We start from the raw sequence: 13,991 nt of genomic DNA, 5'->3' as shown, positions 1-13,991 counted from the left end.
GCAGCCCGTGGCGGCCCTGCCGGGCCCGTCATGAAATTGTCGTGCGTCCTCGACCCGTGGCCCTGGCGAGGATCCTGTGCGCGGGCCGGGGTGCCGCCTCGTGATGGTCCGCGATCCCGCCCCGCGCGAGATGGGTGATCCGGAGGGCCTCCGAGACGACGTCCTCGAGGCTGCCTCGGCGCAGCAGTGCCGCTCGTTGGCGCCGGGCCCCGGTACCGCGCGCCAGGAGCTGGCGCAGCAGCGATTCGGCGATCTCCGCGTCGCCCTGGTCGCGGAGGGCCGGCCCGACGTGGCGCAGCAGCGCCAGCGCCACGGCGCCGGCGTCCTGCGGCTTCCCGGTGAGCGGGTGCAGCAGCTTCCCGTCCAGGCCGAACCTGCCTGCGCGCCAGGACGCCATCCTCAGCATGGCCGTGGGCACGGCGAGCGGGGCGACGCCGGCGCGCCACTCACGTGCGGCCGTCTCGACCAGTCCCCGCGTCAGCAGGGCGATCAGGACGGCGTCGTCCGAGTACAGGCACACATCAGTGACGCGCACCTCGACGGTGGGGTGGTGGTGGCTCAGGCGGGCGTCGAAGTAGATCTGGGCGAGGTCCACCGGCACCGCCGTGTCGAGCAGTCCGGCGACGGTCGCGTGGTACCGCTCGGGCGTGCCGAAGATGTCGCACGGCCCGGTCATGGGCCAGCGGCTCCACGCCTGGGACCGGTAGCTGGCGTACCCGGTGTCCGTCCCGTTCCAGAAGGGCGAGTTGCCCGAGAGCGCGAGGAGTACCGGCAGCCAGGCGCGGATGCGGTCGAGGACGGCGACGCCCTCCTCGTCGTCCGCGACGCTGACGTGGACATGGCAGCCGCAGGTCAGCTGCTCGCTCGCGGTCAGTGCGAACCTGTCCTGTATCTGCTCGTAGCGCGTACCCGGCGAGGCGATCGGGCGCGCGGGCTGGGGCGAGGTGGCGAGGGCCACGGCCCGGGCGCCCACCCGCCGCGCCGTCTCGTCGGCGAGGGCACGGCACCGCGCGATGTCCATGGCGAGGTAGTTCACGTCGTCGTAGGGGTGGGTACCCGTCTCGATCTGCTCCTGCTTGATCTCGCAGGTCAGCCGCTCGTCGTGGCACAGGCGGAAGGCCTCCTGGCCCAGGGGTGCCGGACGGCCGTCCTCGGCGTGGACGAGGAGGAACTCCTCCTCCACACCGAAGGTCCTCACGGGCGCACCCCGCCGGTCGGGGCGGAGCACGTCGGCGCCTGCTGCAGTGGGCGGGGAAGGGTGGGCATGGCGGGTCTCCTCAGCGGAACGATCGTCGGGCCGCTGCTGAACCACGTTGTCGTCCATCCACCGTAGGACCGCCGACGACGCCGCAGCAATCCCGTCGGCGATGTCGTCGCGGCGCCGCATCCTGTTGACTTTCCGGGCCGATGTGGTCATCGCCTAGGCTTGACGGAGACGACGGCGTCCGCGTCGCCGCGTGTCCCCCCTGCATCTGGGAGGGCGGCGACCCTCCCCCTTCACGAACGAACACGCCGCAAGGACACCCATGACTGCCCCCGTTCCATCCCCGACGCCCTCCCAGCGGCTCGCGGGCCGCCCACTGGCCCTGGCCATCGGGGCGCTGGCCGTGGGAGGGTTCGCCCTCGGGACCACCGAGTTCACCATCATGGGTCTGCTCGAGCAGATGCGCGCCGATCTCGGCGTCGACTACGAGCGTGGCGGTCAGGTCATCTCGGCCTACGCGCTCGGCGTCGTCGTCGGCGCGCCGGTCCTCGCCACGCTCGGCGCCAAGAGACCGCAGCGCTCGGTCGCCCTCGCCCTCGCGCTGGTCATCACCCTGGCCAACCTCTCCTCGTTCTTCGCCTCGGGCTTCGGGTGGATGCTGGCCTCCCGGTTCCTGTCCGGGCTGCCGCACGGCGCCTACTTCGGTGTGGCCGCTGTCATCGCCGCGTCCCTTGCCGATCCCGCCAGGCGCGGGCGCGCCATCTCGATGGTGATGCTCGGGCTCAGCATCGCGAACGTCGTCGGGGTGCCCTTCGCGACCTGGATGGGCCAGCAGTTCGGCTGGCGGTCCATGTTCCTGCTGGTGGGGCTGATCGGTGCGGCCACGCTGGTGCTCATCAGGGTGTTCGTCCCCGCTCTCCCGGTGCGGCCCGGGGCGAGCATCCGGGGTGAACTCGGAGCGCTGCGCCGCCCGCAGCTGTGGATGACACTGCTCATCGGGATCGTGGGTTTCGGCGGGTTCTTCGCCGTCTACTCCTACATCGCCCCGGTGATGACCGAGGTGGCCGGGCTGGGCGCCTCCCTCCTGCCGTTCGTCGTCGCGCTGTACGGGGTCGGCATGGTGGTCGGAAACATCCTCGGCGGACGGCTGGCGGACCGGTCGATCATGGGGAGCATCTACGGGTCGATGACCGCCATCGCCGTGGTCCTGCTGGTCTTCCCGCTCGCGGCCGGCACGCCCTGGTCGGCATGCCTCTTCGTCTTCCTCGTCGGGGCGACCGGCTCCACCCTGATCCCACCCCTGCAGGCGCGCCTGCTGGACGTCTCCCCCGGAGCGCCCTCCCTCGCCTCGTCGATGAACCATTCCTCGCTGAACCTGGCGAATGCGCTCGGGGCGGCGCTCGGGGGCGCCGTCATCACGGCCGGCTGGGGCTTCACGGCGCCGGCCCTCGTGGGTGCGGGCCTCGCTGTGCTGGGCCTCGGGGTGGCCCTCGCCAGCGGCAGGATGGACCGGCGGCGGGGTGCGGGGACGCAGCGCCGGTCCGTCCCCGTGGCCTGAGGCGGCACACCGGTCCCGGCGGTCGGCCGGGCGCTAGCCGGTGCGCTGCGCGCGCGCCGAGGCGTAGAGGCAGACCGTGGCGGCGGTGCCGACGTTGAGCGATTCCGCGTTCCCGTAGACAGGCACGGCGACCCTCGCATCGGCGTCCGCGGTCACCGCGGGCGGCAGACCCTGCGCCTCGTTGCCGAAGAGCCACGCGGTCGGACCCTCCAGGCGGACGGTGCCGGCCGGACCGACCGCGCCGGCTTCGGACCCGGCGCGCTCCGGGAGCGGTCCGCCCACGGCGCGGGCAGCACTTGCGTCCTGCAGGTCGTCGAGATTCACGGCGCCGTACCCGTCGGCGGCGAGGACGGTCATCCCGCCGCCCTTCAGGCGGTCGGTCAGCCCGTCGAGCTCCACGCCGAGGACGAGCGGCAGGTGGAACAGCGAACCGACGGTGGAGCGCACCGTCTTCGGGTTGTAGGGATCCACGCTCGCGCCGGTCAGGATGACGGCGCCAGCGCCGGCGGAATCGGCCGCGCGGATGATGGTGCCCGCGTTGCCCGGGTCACGCACCTCGACCAGCACGGCCACGAGCCGCGGTCCGGCGGCGAGGACGTCCTCGAGCGGGACGTCGACGAACCGGCAGACCGCCACGAAGCCCTGCGGCGTCACGGTGGAGGACATCGCCGCGAGGACCTCCGGTGTGGCCTGCCGGAGCACGGGCGCGCCGTCACGCGCGAGCAGCGCCGCGATGTCGGCGTGCCGCTCAAGTGCCTCCGGCGTGGCATAGGCAGCGACGACGACGTCGTCCCTGCCCGCCCCACGCCGCTCGAGGTGGAGGCGCAGCGCCTCCCGCACGGCCTGAGGCCCTTCGGCGAGGAACTCGCGGCGCCGGAGACGCGACGGACGCCCGGCCAGGCGTGCCACGTCCTTCACCCGATCAGCCTGGGTGTTGGTCATCAGTGGCGCCTGGGGGCGTCCGTCGTCAGTCATCGTTGTCCGGTGGGCGGGCCGCAGGGCCCGCTCCAGCCGATGTGCCTAGGCCGAGGCCTTGAGCGGGGCCGACGTGTCGGCCGGCAGGGCGTTCTTCGCGATCTGGACGAGCGCGGCGAAGGCGGCTCCGTCCGTGACGGCGAGGTCGGCGAGCATCCGGCGGTCCACCTGGATCTCGGCGGCCTTGAGGCCCTGGATCAGGCGGTTGTAGGTCAGGCCGTTGGCGCGGGAGGCAGCGTTGATGCGCTGGATCCAGAGGCGACGGAAGTCACCCTTGCGCTTGCGGCGGTCGCCGTAGCTGTAGACGAACGAGTGGAGCAGCTGCTCCTTGGCCTTGCGGTACAGGCGCGAACGCTGTCCGCGGTAGCCCTTGGCGCGCTCGAGGATGACCCGACGCTTCTTGTGGGCATTGACTGCCCGCTTCACACGTGCCACGTGCGTACTCCTTTTGTTCTTCGGTGACGGCCGCAGCCGCAGCGCCGCACGGTCCGTGCGTGCGCTTTCCCCGGGGTGGATAGGTGGTTAGATGCCCAGCATCTTCTTGATGGTCTTGGTGTCGGCCTTCGAGACGATCTGGTCGCTCGCGAGGCGGCGCGTCACGGTCGAGGACTTGTGCTCAAGGTAGTGGCGGCGGTTGGCCTGCTGGCGCTTGAGCTTTCCGCTTCCGGTCAGCTTGAAGCGCTTCTTGGCGCCGCTGTGGGTCTTCATCTTCGGCATGGGGACCGATCTCCTTCTGGTAGCCGGGGCGTGTGCGCCCGGAGTTCGGCACCGTGACGATGCCTGCTGGTTGTGGAACGAGCCCGTCAGGACCGGCCTGGAGGCCTAGTCCGTGCTCCCGGGCTTGGGCCGGCTGGTCGGGCTCTTGGAGGGAGCCGTCCTGCCGGTGGGCTTAGGGGTCGCCGACGGCTTCGGCGCTCCGGGCTTCGGCATGGCCGAGGGCTTGGCTGCCGCGGACGGCTTCGGTGCCGACGCGGCGGGCTTGGGGGCCGCTGCTGCCGGCCTCGGTGCCGGGGCGGCCGGAGCCGACCTCGGTGCCGGGGCAGCCGCGGCGGGGCGGGACGCCGCGGGGCGCGGGGCCGATGCGGGCCGGGACGTGGCAGGGCGCTCCGTGGCCGGACGCGGCGCCGTCGACCGCGGGGCCGACGAGGTGCGGGCCGGTGCTGCCGGAGCCTGCTCCGCCTTCGGTGCCTGCACGGGCTGTGCCGGCGTCGTGCCCGTCGCCTCCGCCGCGGGTGCGCCCTGGGCGGGTGCCTCGGGAGCGTCCGTCCGCGGTGCCTCGACGGGCTCGGGCGTACTCCTGATCTCGTAGCCCTCGGGCAGCAGGTCCGCGAGGGACTGCGTCAGCGGCGCGTTGTCGGCACCGGAGGTATCGACGCGCGGCGGGGCCTCACCGTTCCTGGCGGCCTCGTTCGCCGCCTTCGCCTCGGCGCGCTGCGTGGCGCGGCGCGCTTCCGCCTTCGCCTCGGCCTTGTTCTTGGTGGGACCGATGACCATGACCATGTTGCGTCCGTCGATGCGCGGCGACGACTCGACCACGCCGACCTCGGCGACGTCCTCGGCGAACTTCTGCAGCAGGCGGATACCCATCTCGGGGCGCTGCTGCTCACGTCCGCGGAACTGGATCATGGCCTTGACCTTGTCGCCGGCGCCGAGGAAGCGGATGGCGTGGCCGCGCTTGGTCTCGTAGTCGTGCGTGTCGATCTTGAGGCGGAACCGGATCTCCTTCAGGACCGTGTTGGTCTGGTTCTTCCGCGCCTCGCGGGCCTTGACGGCCGCCTCGTACTTGTATTTGCCAAAATCCATGAGCTTGGCGACCGGCGGCTTGGCCTGCGGTGCTACCTCGACAAGATCCAGGTCGGACTCGGCGGCAAGTCGGAGTGCGTCCTCGATACGGACGATTCCTACCTGTTCGCCGGCAGGTCCGACCAACCGCACCTCGGGAACGCGGATACGATCGTTGATTCTTGGCTCGCTGATGTGTCACTCCTGTGGATGCTCAAGCTGAAACCGCCTGCAGACGAAAGAAGGCCTTCCATTGCACGCGCAATCGAAGGCCTCGGTAACCGGTCATGCACGGTCGGGGAGGCAGAAGCCTCCTGCGCGACGGCAGAACCGACCAGGTGACCCGGCTACCTGCAATGCGACGATCGGTCGCACCAGGCAAACGCGGGTGGGAGAGGACTCCGCTTGCGTCCCGGCCACCACCCGCCGCCCCCGGAGGGAGCACAGCAAGTAACGGCGACCGGTTGGTCTATGCCAAGCTTACCAGTATGGACACCCCACACGACAATCCGCAGCCCGCCCCCGACGACGTGCCCGCACCGGTGACCCGCCGCAGCTTCGCGGACGAGCAGGAGCAGGGCCCCGACACGCAGGACGACGCCGAGCAGGACGTCCGCCGGCAGATGAGGGACATCTCCGAGGTGGCCGCCGTGGAGGTCATCGTCACCTCCGCGGTCCACCTCATGAGTGCCGCGGCCGTGAAGTGCGGCCTCGGCCACGAGGAGAACGCCGAGCAGCTCAAGGACCTCGACGAGGCACGCAAACTCATCACCGCCCTCGCCGGCTTCGTGACGGCCGCGGCGCCGGAGATCGGCTCCCAGCACGCCGGACCGCTGCGCGACGGGCTGCGCTCCCTGCAGCTCGCCTTCCGGGAGGCGTCGATCATCCCCGACCCGCCAGGTCAGGGTCCGGGCGAGAAGTACACCGGCCCGGTCAACTAGCGCCTCCCGGCAGCCCGCTACCGCGCGGGCTGCCCCGAGGCCGCCGGGGACCGAAGGCTCCGGCGGCCGGCGAGGTAGCCGACGGCGCCGATGGCCGCGGAGACCACGGACACGGCGGTGAAGCCGCCCCACGGCCCGGTCGCGTCGATGAGCAGCCCGGCGACGGGCGCCCCGAGCGCCACGCCGGAGGTCAGCGCGGACCCGTACCAGCCCATGGCCTCCCCCCGCCGGTCCTCCGCGACGAGGTCGGCGACCTTCTCCGAGGCGGCGGAGAGGACCGGTGCGCACAGCAGGCCCGGTGGGATGGACAGCAGTGCCAGTGACAGCGTGTCCTGGGCGAACCCCATGGGCAGCGTCAGCAGTCCCATGCCGAGCAGCAGCAGCGACGGCGGGACCGGCCGGTGCAGTGCTCCGTAGAGGAGGCCGCCGACGACCGACGCCGCGCACCACGCCACGAACACGAGCCCCAGCTGCCCCTCCTTCCCGGCGAGCTCGAGGGCCGCGACGATGCCGACCTCGGAGCCCGAGAGCGCCAGTCCGGCGCCCGCGGCGATCACCATGACCAGGACGAGCGGCCCCGTCAGCCAGGGGAACGCGCGGCGCACTCCCCTGCGCAGCATCGACGGCCGGCGCCCCGCCGTCGTGTCCCGGTACCCCACGAGGTCGGCCGGGGCCCCTCCGAGCACGGCCGGCCCGGGAGCCGGGACGGGCCCGGTGACGGGTTCGGTGATGGGTCCGGTGACGCGGGCGGCGTCGTGCAGCTGCTCGGACCGCGTCGGAGGGTCGACCCACATGAGGAAGAGCCCGGCCGACGCCGCGGCGATACCGACGAGGGTGAGGCCGAGCACGGAGGACACCTGCGTGGCGAGGACGACGCCGACCGCGGGCCCCGCCATGAAGACCACCTCCGTGGAGATCGCATCGAGGGTGAAGGCCGTGCGGCGGCGGTCACCGTCCACCAGGACGCCGAGTGCCTGGCGGATCACCGAGAAGGCCGGGAGGGTGAAGAGTCCGCCGATCAGGGCCGCGACGAGCAGCCACTGGTAGGACAGGTGCGGCGCGACCGACCAGACGATCGCCTCGGCGACCACCGAGGGGATGAGCGCCCTGCGCAGCCCCACGTCGTCGATCCGCCGGCCCCGCCAGGGGGCACCCACGGCGATGCCGATGGTGACCACGGCCGCCACGGCGCCCGCCTCCGCGTAGCCCCGGTCAAGGGTCTGCACCACGTGCAGGGTCAGCAGCACGCCTGCCGCGGAGTGGGGGAAGCGGGCGATCATCCCGATGATCAGCAGCGTCCGCACGGAGCGGATCCGCAGCAGGTCGCGGTAGACGGCGAAGTTCACGGTTCTGTCTTTCCTGGCCGACGGCGCTGCGTCAGCGGGTGAGTTTGATGTCGAGCGAGTCGACGCGTTCCACGAAGGCGTCGAGGCCCAGGAGCGTCGCCCGGAAGGCGGCGACGACGTCGTGCACCTCCTGCGGGGCCAGCCCGCCGCGGAGTCGCAGGTCCATCCGCAGTTCCGGTCCGGGCCCTCCGCCGGAAGCAATGCTACCGTCGGCGGCCCGTGCGAGGACGCCGGCGGCGGGCCGGAGGGCCACGGAGAGGATGTCCGGCACCGCTCCCGCAGCCGTCGCGACGAGCGAGGCCAGATCGGCGTCCTCGTAGGAGGGTGTCCAGCCGATCTGCCGGGCGAGGGCCCACACGGCAGGGCGCCGGAGGACGACGGTCACCTCGCCTCCCGGGTCGAGGACCATCAGTTCGGCGTCCTCCGCCGCGGCGGCCAGGGCGGCCCGCGCGGCGTAGGCCGCCACGGGCCTCGCCTCCGCGTGCCACCGCGTCAGCGCCGCGGTCGAGGAGAAGACCGGCAGGGCCTTCCGCCCGTCCGGCGCGGTCAGCGTGACGAGCGCCATCTCGGCTTCCTTGTCGGCCGCCAGGCCTGCGACGCCCTCCGCCTCCTGGCCGAGCCGGGCGACGATGGGGATGAATACGCGTGCGGTGGTGAGGGCCGCGAAGACCGCCCGTTCGCGCGGCCCGGGCTGGTCCACCGCGCCCTCGGAGGCTCCCAGGAGCCCCGCCACGGCGGCGGTGAGTGCGTGGTCGGCGGAGCCGTCGTCGTCGTCGAAGGCGTGCAGCGGGTTGTCGGGACCGGACAGGTCCCGGCCGGCCCACGCCCGGCCCGCGGAGTCCGCGGTGTTGCCCGCGAGTGCGGCCGCGATGTGGGCGGGGAGCTCCCTCCGGCTCACGCGGCCGGCAGCCCTGCCACGTCCAGTGCCTGCGGCAGGGTGAAGGCACCGGCGTAGAGGGCCTTGCCGACGATGGCGCCCTCGAGCCCGTGCGGCACGAGGTCGCGGAGGGCCGCGATGTCGTCCAGGCTCGAGATCCCGCCGGATGCCACGACCGGACGCGTGGTCCTGGCCAGGACCTGCTCGAGCAGGGCGAGGTTCGGGCCCTTCAGCGTCCCGTCCTTGGTCACGTCCGTCACGACGTAGCGTGCGCAGCCGGCGTCCTCGAGGCGCTGCAGGACCTCCCAGAGGTCACCGCCGTCCTCCGTCCAGCCGCGTGCCGCGAGCGTGGTGCCGCGCACGTCGAGTCCGACGGCCACGGCGTCGCCGTACCGGGCGATGGCGAGTTCGGTCCACTCGGGGTTCTCGAGGGCGGCCGTCCCGAGGTTCACGCGCGTGGCGCCGAGCTCGAGCGCGGCGTCGAGGGAGGCGTCGTCCCGGATGCCGCCGGAGAGCTCCACCTTGATGTCGAGGTGCTTCACCACGCGCTCGAGCAGGGGCTGGTTGGAGCCCCGGCCGAAGGCGGCGTCCAGGTCGACGAGGTGGACCCACTCCGCGCCGGCCTCCTGCCAGGCGAGGGCGGCGTCGAGCGGGTCGCCGTAGCCGGTCTCGCTGCCGGCCTCACCCTGGACCAGGCGGACGGCCTGCCCGTCGGCGACGTCGACGGCGGGGAGGAGTTCGAGCGTGGGCTGTTCGGCGAAGGGGCTCATGATCTGCTTTCGTGCGGGCTGCGGAGGTCCGCGGGACGGGTCGGGTGGGGGGTCCGGCTAGTCGCCGGGGAGGGTGAAGAGGTAGGCGGCGACGAGCGAGAGGCCCGCCAGCGCGAGGAAGGCGATCCACACCCAGCGCGGGAAGTCCTGGCTGCGCAGGGAGTAGGCGCCGCCGATGAGGAGCCCGGCGGCTCCCATGAGCACCAGGCTCAGCATCGGTTCACCGCAGGCCCTCGATCCAGTTCCGCAGCAGCTGCGCTCCGGCGTCGCCCGACTTCTCGGGGTGGAACTGCGTGGCGCTGAGCGGGCCGTTCTCGACCGCGGCGATGAAGGGCCCGCCGTGGTGGGACCAGGTGACCTGCGGAGGCTTCATGGCGGGCTGGGTGACGTCGAAGGACCAGTCCTGGACGCCGTAGGAGTGCACGAAGTAGAAGCGCTCGTCCCCGATGCCGTCGAACAGGACGGTGTCCGCGGGGGCCTGGACGGTGTTCCAGCCCATGTGCGGGACGACGTCGGCCTTCAGCCGCTCGACCGTACCGGGCCATTCGCCCATGCCCGGCGTGCGCACGCCGTGTTCCACGCCCTCGTCGAAGAGCACCTGGAGCCCGACGCAGATCCCGAGGACCGGGCGGCCGCCGGCGACGCGGCGGCCGATCATGCGCAGCGCGTCGACGTCCTTGAGTCCCTTCATGACGGCGGCGAACGCGCCGACGCCCGGAACGAGCAGGCCGTCGGCGGTGAGGACGTCGTCGGGCTTGGCGCTGAGGACGACCTCGGCTCCCACGTGTTCGAGGGCGCGGACCACGGAGCGGACGTTGCCGGAGCCGTAGTCGAGCACAGTGACGGTACGGGGGCTCACAGCGCTCCCTTCGTGGAGGGGATGCCCTCGACCCGGGGATCGGGTTCCACGGCGGCGCGGAGAGCCCGGGCGAGGGCCTTGAACTGGGCCTCGACGATGTGGTGCGGGTCGCGGCCGCCGAGGACGGTGACGTGCAGGCAGATCTGCGCGTGCAGCGCGATGGCCTCCAGCACGTGCCGGGTGAGCGATCCCGTGAAGTGGCCGCCGATGAGGTGGTACTCCTGACCCGCCGGTTCCCCGCCGTGCACGAGGTACGGGCGTCCCGAGATGTCGACCACGGCGTTCGCGAGGGCTTCGTCCAGCGGGACGGTCGCCTCACCGAAGCGGCGGATGCCGGCCTTCGTGCCGAGGGCGATGCGCAGGGCCTCGCCGATGGCGATCGCGGTGTCCTCGACGGTGTGGTGGACGTCGATGTGCGTGTCCCCGGAGGACGTGATGGCGAGGTCGATCAGCGAGTGCTTCGACAGCGCGGTGAGCATGTGGTCGTAGAAGGGCACCGTGGTGTCGATCGAGGACACCCCGGTGCCGTCGAGGTCGAGCTCGACGACGACGCTGGACTCGCTCGTGACGCGTTCGATCCGGGCCGTGCGGCCGCGGGCGGCATCAACTGTCATGGCATTCCTTCTGTGCGCTGCCGGGCATCCGGCACTGATCGGGGTTCGGCGGTGGGTGGGGGCGATGCACGGTGCAGGACCACCCCCAAGTCTAGGAGACTCGCGTGCGCGACCTGCGCCCGCGGGCCAGAGAGGGCCGGAGCGGACTACAGCAGCTTCGTCAACGCCGAGAGGAACACGGTGGTCTCGTGTTCTGTTCCCGCCGTGACCCGCAGGGACCCCGGGATGCCGACGTCGCGGATGAGGACTCCGGCCTCCAGCAGTCCCTCCCAGACGCGGTGCGGATCCTCGAGACCGGAGAAGAACACGAAGTTCGCATCCGACGGTGCCGGAGACAGTCCGAGCCGCTCCAGCTCCCTCACGATGCGGTCCCGCTGCACCTTGATCGCCTCGACGTTGGACAGCAGCGTGTCGGCGTGCGTGAGCGCGGCGTTCGCCGCAGCCTGCGTGATGGCGGACAGGTGGTACGGCAGGCGCACCAGCCGCAGGGCATCGGTGACCTCGGGCGCGGCCGCGAGGTAGCCGATCCGGGCTCCGGCCAGGGCGAAGGCCTTGCTCATGGTGCGGGACACGAGCAGCCGCGGGCGCCCGGGCAGGAGCGTGAGCGCGCTCAGCGTGCCCTGCTGGGCGAACTCCCCGTACGCCTCGTCGACGATGATGATGGCGCGGGCGGCCTCGCCGGCGTCGTAGGCGGCCTCGATGACGTCGAGTCCCAGGGCGGTGCCGGTGGGGTTGTTCGGCGAGCACAGGAAGACGATGTTGGCGCCGGACCCGCGGACCGCCCGGGCGGTGGCCTCGGGGGTCATGGCGTAGGCGGCCCCGCGCTCCGCCGTGACGTAGCGGGTGCCCGTGCCGCTGGCCAGCAGCGGGTACATGGAATAGGTGGGAGGGAAACCGATCGCGGTCCGCCCCGGTCCGCCGAAGGCCTGGAGGACCTGCTGCAGGACCTCATTGGAGCCGTTGGCCGCCCAGAGCTGGTCGGGGGTGAGACCGTGGCCGAGGTAGTCGGCGAGGTTCTTCCGCAGTTCGGTGAATTCACGGTCCGGGTACCGGTTCAGCCCCTGCGTGGCCCGGGCGACGGCCGCCACGATGGCTGCATGCACGTCGTCGGGGACGCCGTGGGTGTTCTCGTTGACGTTCAGGAGGATCGGGACGTCCAGCTGGGGTGCACCGTAGGGGTGCAGCCCCACGAGGTCGTCACGCAGCGGGAGGTTTGCGAGGGCGTCGACGGATGAGGGCACCTCACGAGTTTAAGCGATGCGGGCTGCAGCGGCGAACGGAGCAGGCCGGCGACGATCACCGCCGCAGTGTGCTGCATGCCTAGCCGTCCGCGGGGATCGCGACGGTCTGCCCGGCCTGCACGACGGAGCCGCGCAGGTCGTTGAGTTCGACCATCTCCGCGACGACGTCACGGGGATCGCGCTCCGGTGCGTACCGGACGGCGAGGTCCCAGAGGGACTCCCCCGCAGCGACACTCACCTCGACCGTCGACGACGGCGCGGGCAGCGACTCGCCGGCCTGCGCCTGCGAGGTGAGGAAGGCGCCGAGCAGGATGAGGGCCGCCACTCCCAGCGCGATCGGCAGGCCGACCAGGACGAACCGGCCGCGCCGCGTCAGGGTCAGGGGGCGCTCCGCACTCCGCTGCGTGGAGGTACGGGGCTGTACTGAGCCGTCGGGCTGCGTGGAGGGACGGGGCTGGAGGAAGGCGTAGGGAGAGTTCGAGGTGGAGGAGGTGGTGGACGTCGTCGTCCTGCGGGACGGTCGGGGGACACGCGGACGGATCGACGCGGGGAACTCCGATGCCGTGGGGCGGACGAGACGCAGGCGTCCCCCGCCGCGGGTGGGGGTCGGCGCCCATAGCGCCGTGCTGCCGTGCAGTGCGGGTGCTTCAGCCATTGCCTAGCCTCTTTCCCTTCGAATAGCCGATCAGGGCTGGACTCCTGTTTCGAACGCGTGTTCTAATTTATCTGAGCCTATTTCTAGCACTGAGGGACGACCGTTGTCGAGACTCGCTCGAACATATGTTTGAAAAGCCCCACCGTCTGCCCTAGCGTGAACAGGGCAGGGCATCGACGTCACCGGCTGCTACGGAGCGGCAGGAACGGCGTCGACATACCTCAGGCAATCACCCGCCACTGACAGAACCGTTTCCCGCGCAGGCGGGGGGCGGCAGGCGGGCACAACGGGATCTCCAGTCCAGGGCGAAAGGCGCAACAGTGGCGGAACCAACACGGACGGACCGGCCGGATTCGAACACGGTGCCGGCGGACGCCGTGCCCATCTCGGCCGGTCGCGGCCGTCCCCGCGGCCGTTCGGTGTCCAAGGGGCTGACGGCGCGCCAGCTGACGATCCTCGAGACCATCCAGCGTTCGATCGCGGACAAGGGGTACCCGCCGTCGATGCGCGAGATCGGCGACACGGTGGGCCTCGCGAGCCTCTCGAGCGTGACGCACCAGCTGTCGCAGCTGGAGCGGCTCGGCTATCTCCGGCGCGACCCCAAGCGCCCCCGGGCCATGGAGGTCCTGCTCCCGCTCACGCTGCCGCCGGAAGCGCCGGCCGGCGCGGACGGATCGGCGGAGCGGAAGACCTCCGCCGAGCACCGCGTCGCGGTGGACACGGCGCTGGTGCCGCTCGTGGGCCGCATCGCAGCGGGCGGGCCCATCCTCGCGGACCAGGTGGTGGAGGACGTCATGCCCCTCCCCCGGCAGCTCGTGGGCCACGGCGAGCTCTTCATGCTGCGGGTCTCCGGGGACTCGATGGTCGACGCCGCGATCTGCGACGGCGACTGGGTAGTGGTCCGCAAGCAGCAGAGCGCCCAGAACGGCGACATCGTCGCGGCGCTGCTCGACGACGAAGCCACCGTGAAGACGTTCCGCCAGCGCGACGGCCACACCTGGCTCCTGCCCCAGAACACGCGCTACGAGCCCATCCTCGGCGACCACGCCAGCATCATGGGCAAGGTCGTCTCGGTGATGCGCGCGCTCTAGCAGCCCGCTTCCACCGGTGCGCGGAGGGCGCCGCAGTCCCCGACTGCGGCGCCCTCCGCGTACCGCGGGGCAGGCGTG

16 protein-coding genes are annotated in these 13,991 nt (G+C 72.0%); 3 read left to right on the top strand and 13 right to left on the bottom strand.

All coding sequences use genetic code 11. The features are described 5' to 3' along the window. Positions 1-28: 28 nt before the first annotated feature. On the bottom strand, positions 29-1,417 hold the full coding sequence (locus V6S67_RS06120; RefSeq protein ID WP_334209394.1) for a glutamate--cysteine ligase: 1,389 nt from the start codon (positions 1,415-1,417) through the stop codon (positions 29-31). Between the two features lie 109 nt (positions 1,418-1,526). Between V6S67_RS06120 and V6S67_RS06115 the strand changes: the two genes are divergently transcribed. Then, positions 1,527-2,762, top strand: coding sequence for an MFS transporter (locus tag V6S67_RS06115; protein ID WP_334209393.1), 1,236 nt, complete (start codon positions 1,527-1,529; stop codon positions 2,760-2,762). Between the two features lie 33 nt (positions 2,763-2,795). Here V6S67_RS06115 and V6S67_RS06110 read toward each other — a convergent pair whose 3' ends face one another. The 4 genes from V6S67_RS06110 to infC all read right to left on the bottom strand — a co-directional run bounded on the left by V6S67_RS06110 (position 2,796) and on the right by infC (position 5,672). Next, on the bottom strand, positions 2,796-3,737 hold the full coding sequence (locus V6S67_RS06110; protein ID WP_334209392.1) for a TrmH family RNA methyltransferase: 942 nt from the start codon (positions 3,735-3,737) through the stop codon (positions 2,796-2,798). Between the two features lie 45 nt (positions 3,738-3,782). Next, positions 3,783-4,172, bottom strand: a complete 390-nt coding sequence (gene rplT / locus V6S67_RS06105; protein WP_055772447.1) for a 50S ribosomal protein L20 — start codon at positions 4,170-4,172, stop codon at positions 3,783-3,785. Between the two features lie 87 nt (positions 4,173-4,259). Next, complete coding sequence (rpmI, locus tag V6S67_RS06100; protein WP_104050748.1) at positions 4,260-4,454, bottom strand: 50S ribosomal protein L35; 195 nt, start codon at positions 4,452-4,454, stop codon at positions 4,260-4,262. Positions 4,455-4,559: 105 nt separating this feature from the next. After that, the gene (infC, locus tag V6S67_RS06095) at positions 4,560-5,672 is read right to left on the bottom strand and encodes a translation initiation factor IF-3 (RefSeq protein WP_442884710.1); all 1,113 of its coding nucleotides are present in this window, start codon (positions 5,670-5,672) and stop codon (positions 4,560-4,562) included. A 335-nt stretch (positions 5,673-6,007) separates the two neighbouring features. On the opposite strand from infC, the gene V6S67_RS06090 reads away from it, so the two are divergent. Then, a complete protein-coding gene (locus V6S67_RS06090; protein ID WP_334209391.1) occupies positions 6,008-6,460 on the top strand; it encodes a DUF1844 domain-containing protein in 453 nt (150 codons plus the stop codon). A 17-nt stretch (positions 6,461-6,477) separates the two neighbouring features. Here the strand turns inward: V6S67_RS06090 and V6S67_RS06085 are convergent, their stop codons facing one another. From V6S67_RS06085 to V6S67_RS06050, 8 genes are all read right to left on the bottom strand, one after another. Further along, positions 6,478-7,806, bottom strand: coding sequence for an MFS transporter (locus V6S67_RS06085; RefSeq protein WP_334209390.1), 1,329 nt, complete (start codon positions 7,804-7,806; stop codon positions 6,478-6,480). A 31-nt stretch (positions 7,807-7,837) separates the two neighbouring features. Then, positions 7,838-8,704: an SseB family protein gene (locus V6S67_RS06080; protein ID WP_334209389.1), complete on the bottom strand. Its 867-nt coding sequence runs from the start codon at positions 8,702-8,704 to the stop codon at positions 7,838-7,840. Further along, entirely contained in the window at positions 8,701-9,453 is a 753-nt protein-coding gene (gene priA / locus V6S67_RS06075; protein ID WP_334209388.1) for a bifunctional 1-(5-phosphoribosyl)-5-((5-phosphoribosylamino)methylideneamino)imidazole-4-carboxamide isomerase/phosphoribosylanthranilate isomerase PriA, read from the bottom strand. Before priA ends, V6S67_RS06080 begins: the two co-directional genes overlap by 4 nt. A gap of 57 nt (positions 9,454-9,510) precedes the next feature. Next, entirely contained in the window at positions 9,511-9,669 is a 159-nt protein-coding gene (locus V6S67_RS06070) for a hypothetical protein (RefSeq protein ID WP_181036957.1), read from the bottom strand. 4 nt (positions 9,670-9,673) lie between these two features. Continuing rightward, on the bottom strand, positions 9,674-10,312 hold the full coding sequence (hisH, locus tag V6S67_RS06065) for an imidazole glycerol phosphate synthase subunit HisH (RefSeq protein ID WP_334209387.1): 639 nt from the start codon (positions 10,310-10,312) through the stop codon (positions 9,674-9,676). Then, a complete protein-coding gene (gene hisB, locus V6S67_RS06060; protein ID WP_334209386.1) occupies positions 10,309-10,926 on the bottom strand; it encodes an imidazoleglycerol-phosphate dehydratase HisB in 618 nt (205 codons plus the stop codon). The genes hisH and hisB overlap by 4 nt, the downstream gene beginning before the upstream one ends. Before the next feature lie 146 nt (positions 10,927-11,072). Next, a complete protein-coding gene (locus tag V6S67_RS06055; protein WP_334209385.1) occupies positions 11,073-12,167 on the bottom strand; it encodes a histidinol-phosphate transaminase in 1,095 nt (364 codons plus the stop codon). 79 nt (positions 12,168-12,246) lie between these two features. After that, entirely contained in the window at positions 12,247-12,822 is a 576-nt protein-coding gene (locus V6S67_RS06050; protein ID WP_334209384.1) for a LysM peptidoglycan-binding domain-containing protein, read from the bottom strand. A gap of 377 nt (positions 12,823-13,199) precedes the next feature. Between V6S67_RS06050 and lexA the strand changes: the two genes are divergently transcribed. Further along, a complete protein-coding gene (gene lexA, locus V6S67_RS06045) occupies positions 13,200-13,913 on the top strand; it encodes a transcriptional repressor LexA (protein WP_442884855.1) in 714 nt (237 codons plus the stop codon). Positions 13,914-13,991: the final 78 nt, after the last annotated feature.

Source organism: Arthrobacter sp. Soc17.1.1.1 (genome assembly GCF_036867195.1).
In the GTDB taxonomy this organism is placed as follows: Bacteria; Actinomycetota; Actinomycetes; order Actinomycetales; family Micrococcaceae; genus Arthrobacter_D.
This window is presented reverse-complemented; position numbering and strand designations above follow the sequence as displayed.

What these genes read in the sequence shown, in the direction of transcription:
- V6S67_RS06120 (WP_334209394.1), bottom strand. Translation starts at nt 1,417, where the DNA reads ATGACCACATCGGCCCGGAAAGTCAACAGGATGCGGCGCCGCGACGAC.
- V6S67_RS06115 (WP_334209393.1), top strand. Translation starts at nt 1,527, where the DNA reads ATGACTGCCCCCGTTCCATCCCCGACGCCCTCCCAGCGGCTCGCGGGC.
- V6S67_RS06110 (WP_334209392.1), bottom strand. Translation starts at nt 3,737, where the DNA reads ATGACTGACGACGGACGCCCCCAGGCGCCACTGATGACCAACACCCAG.
- rpmI (WP_104050748.1), bottom strand. Translation starts at nt 4,454, where the DNA reads ATGCCGAAGATGAAGACCCACAGCGGCGCCAAGAAGCGCTTCAAGCTG.
- V6S67_RS06090 (WP_334209391.1), top strand. Translation starts at nt 6,008, where the DNA reads ATGGACACCCCACACGACAATCCGCAGCCCGCCCCCGACGACGTGCCC.
- priA (WP_334209388.1), bottom strand. Translation starts at nt 9,453, where the DNA reads ATGAGCCCCTTCGCCGAACAGCCCACGCTCGAACTCCTCCCCGCCGTC.
- V6S67_RS06070 (WP_181036957.1), bottom strand. Translation starts at nt 9,669, where the DNA reads ATGCTGAGCCTGGTGCTCATGGGAGCCGCCGGGCTCCTCATCGGCGGC.
- hisB (WP_334209386.1), bottom strand. Translation starts at nt 10,926, where the DNA reads ATGACAGTTGATGCCGCCCGCGGCCGCACGGCCCGGATCGAACGCGTC.
- V6S67_RS06050 (WP_334209384.1), bottom strand. Translation starts at nt 12,822, where the DNA reads ATGGCTGAAGCACCCGCACTGCACGGCAGCACGGCGCTATGGGCGCCG.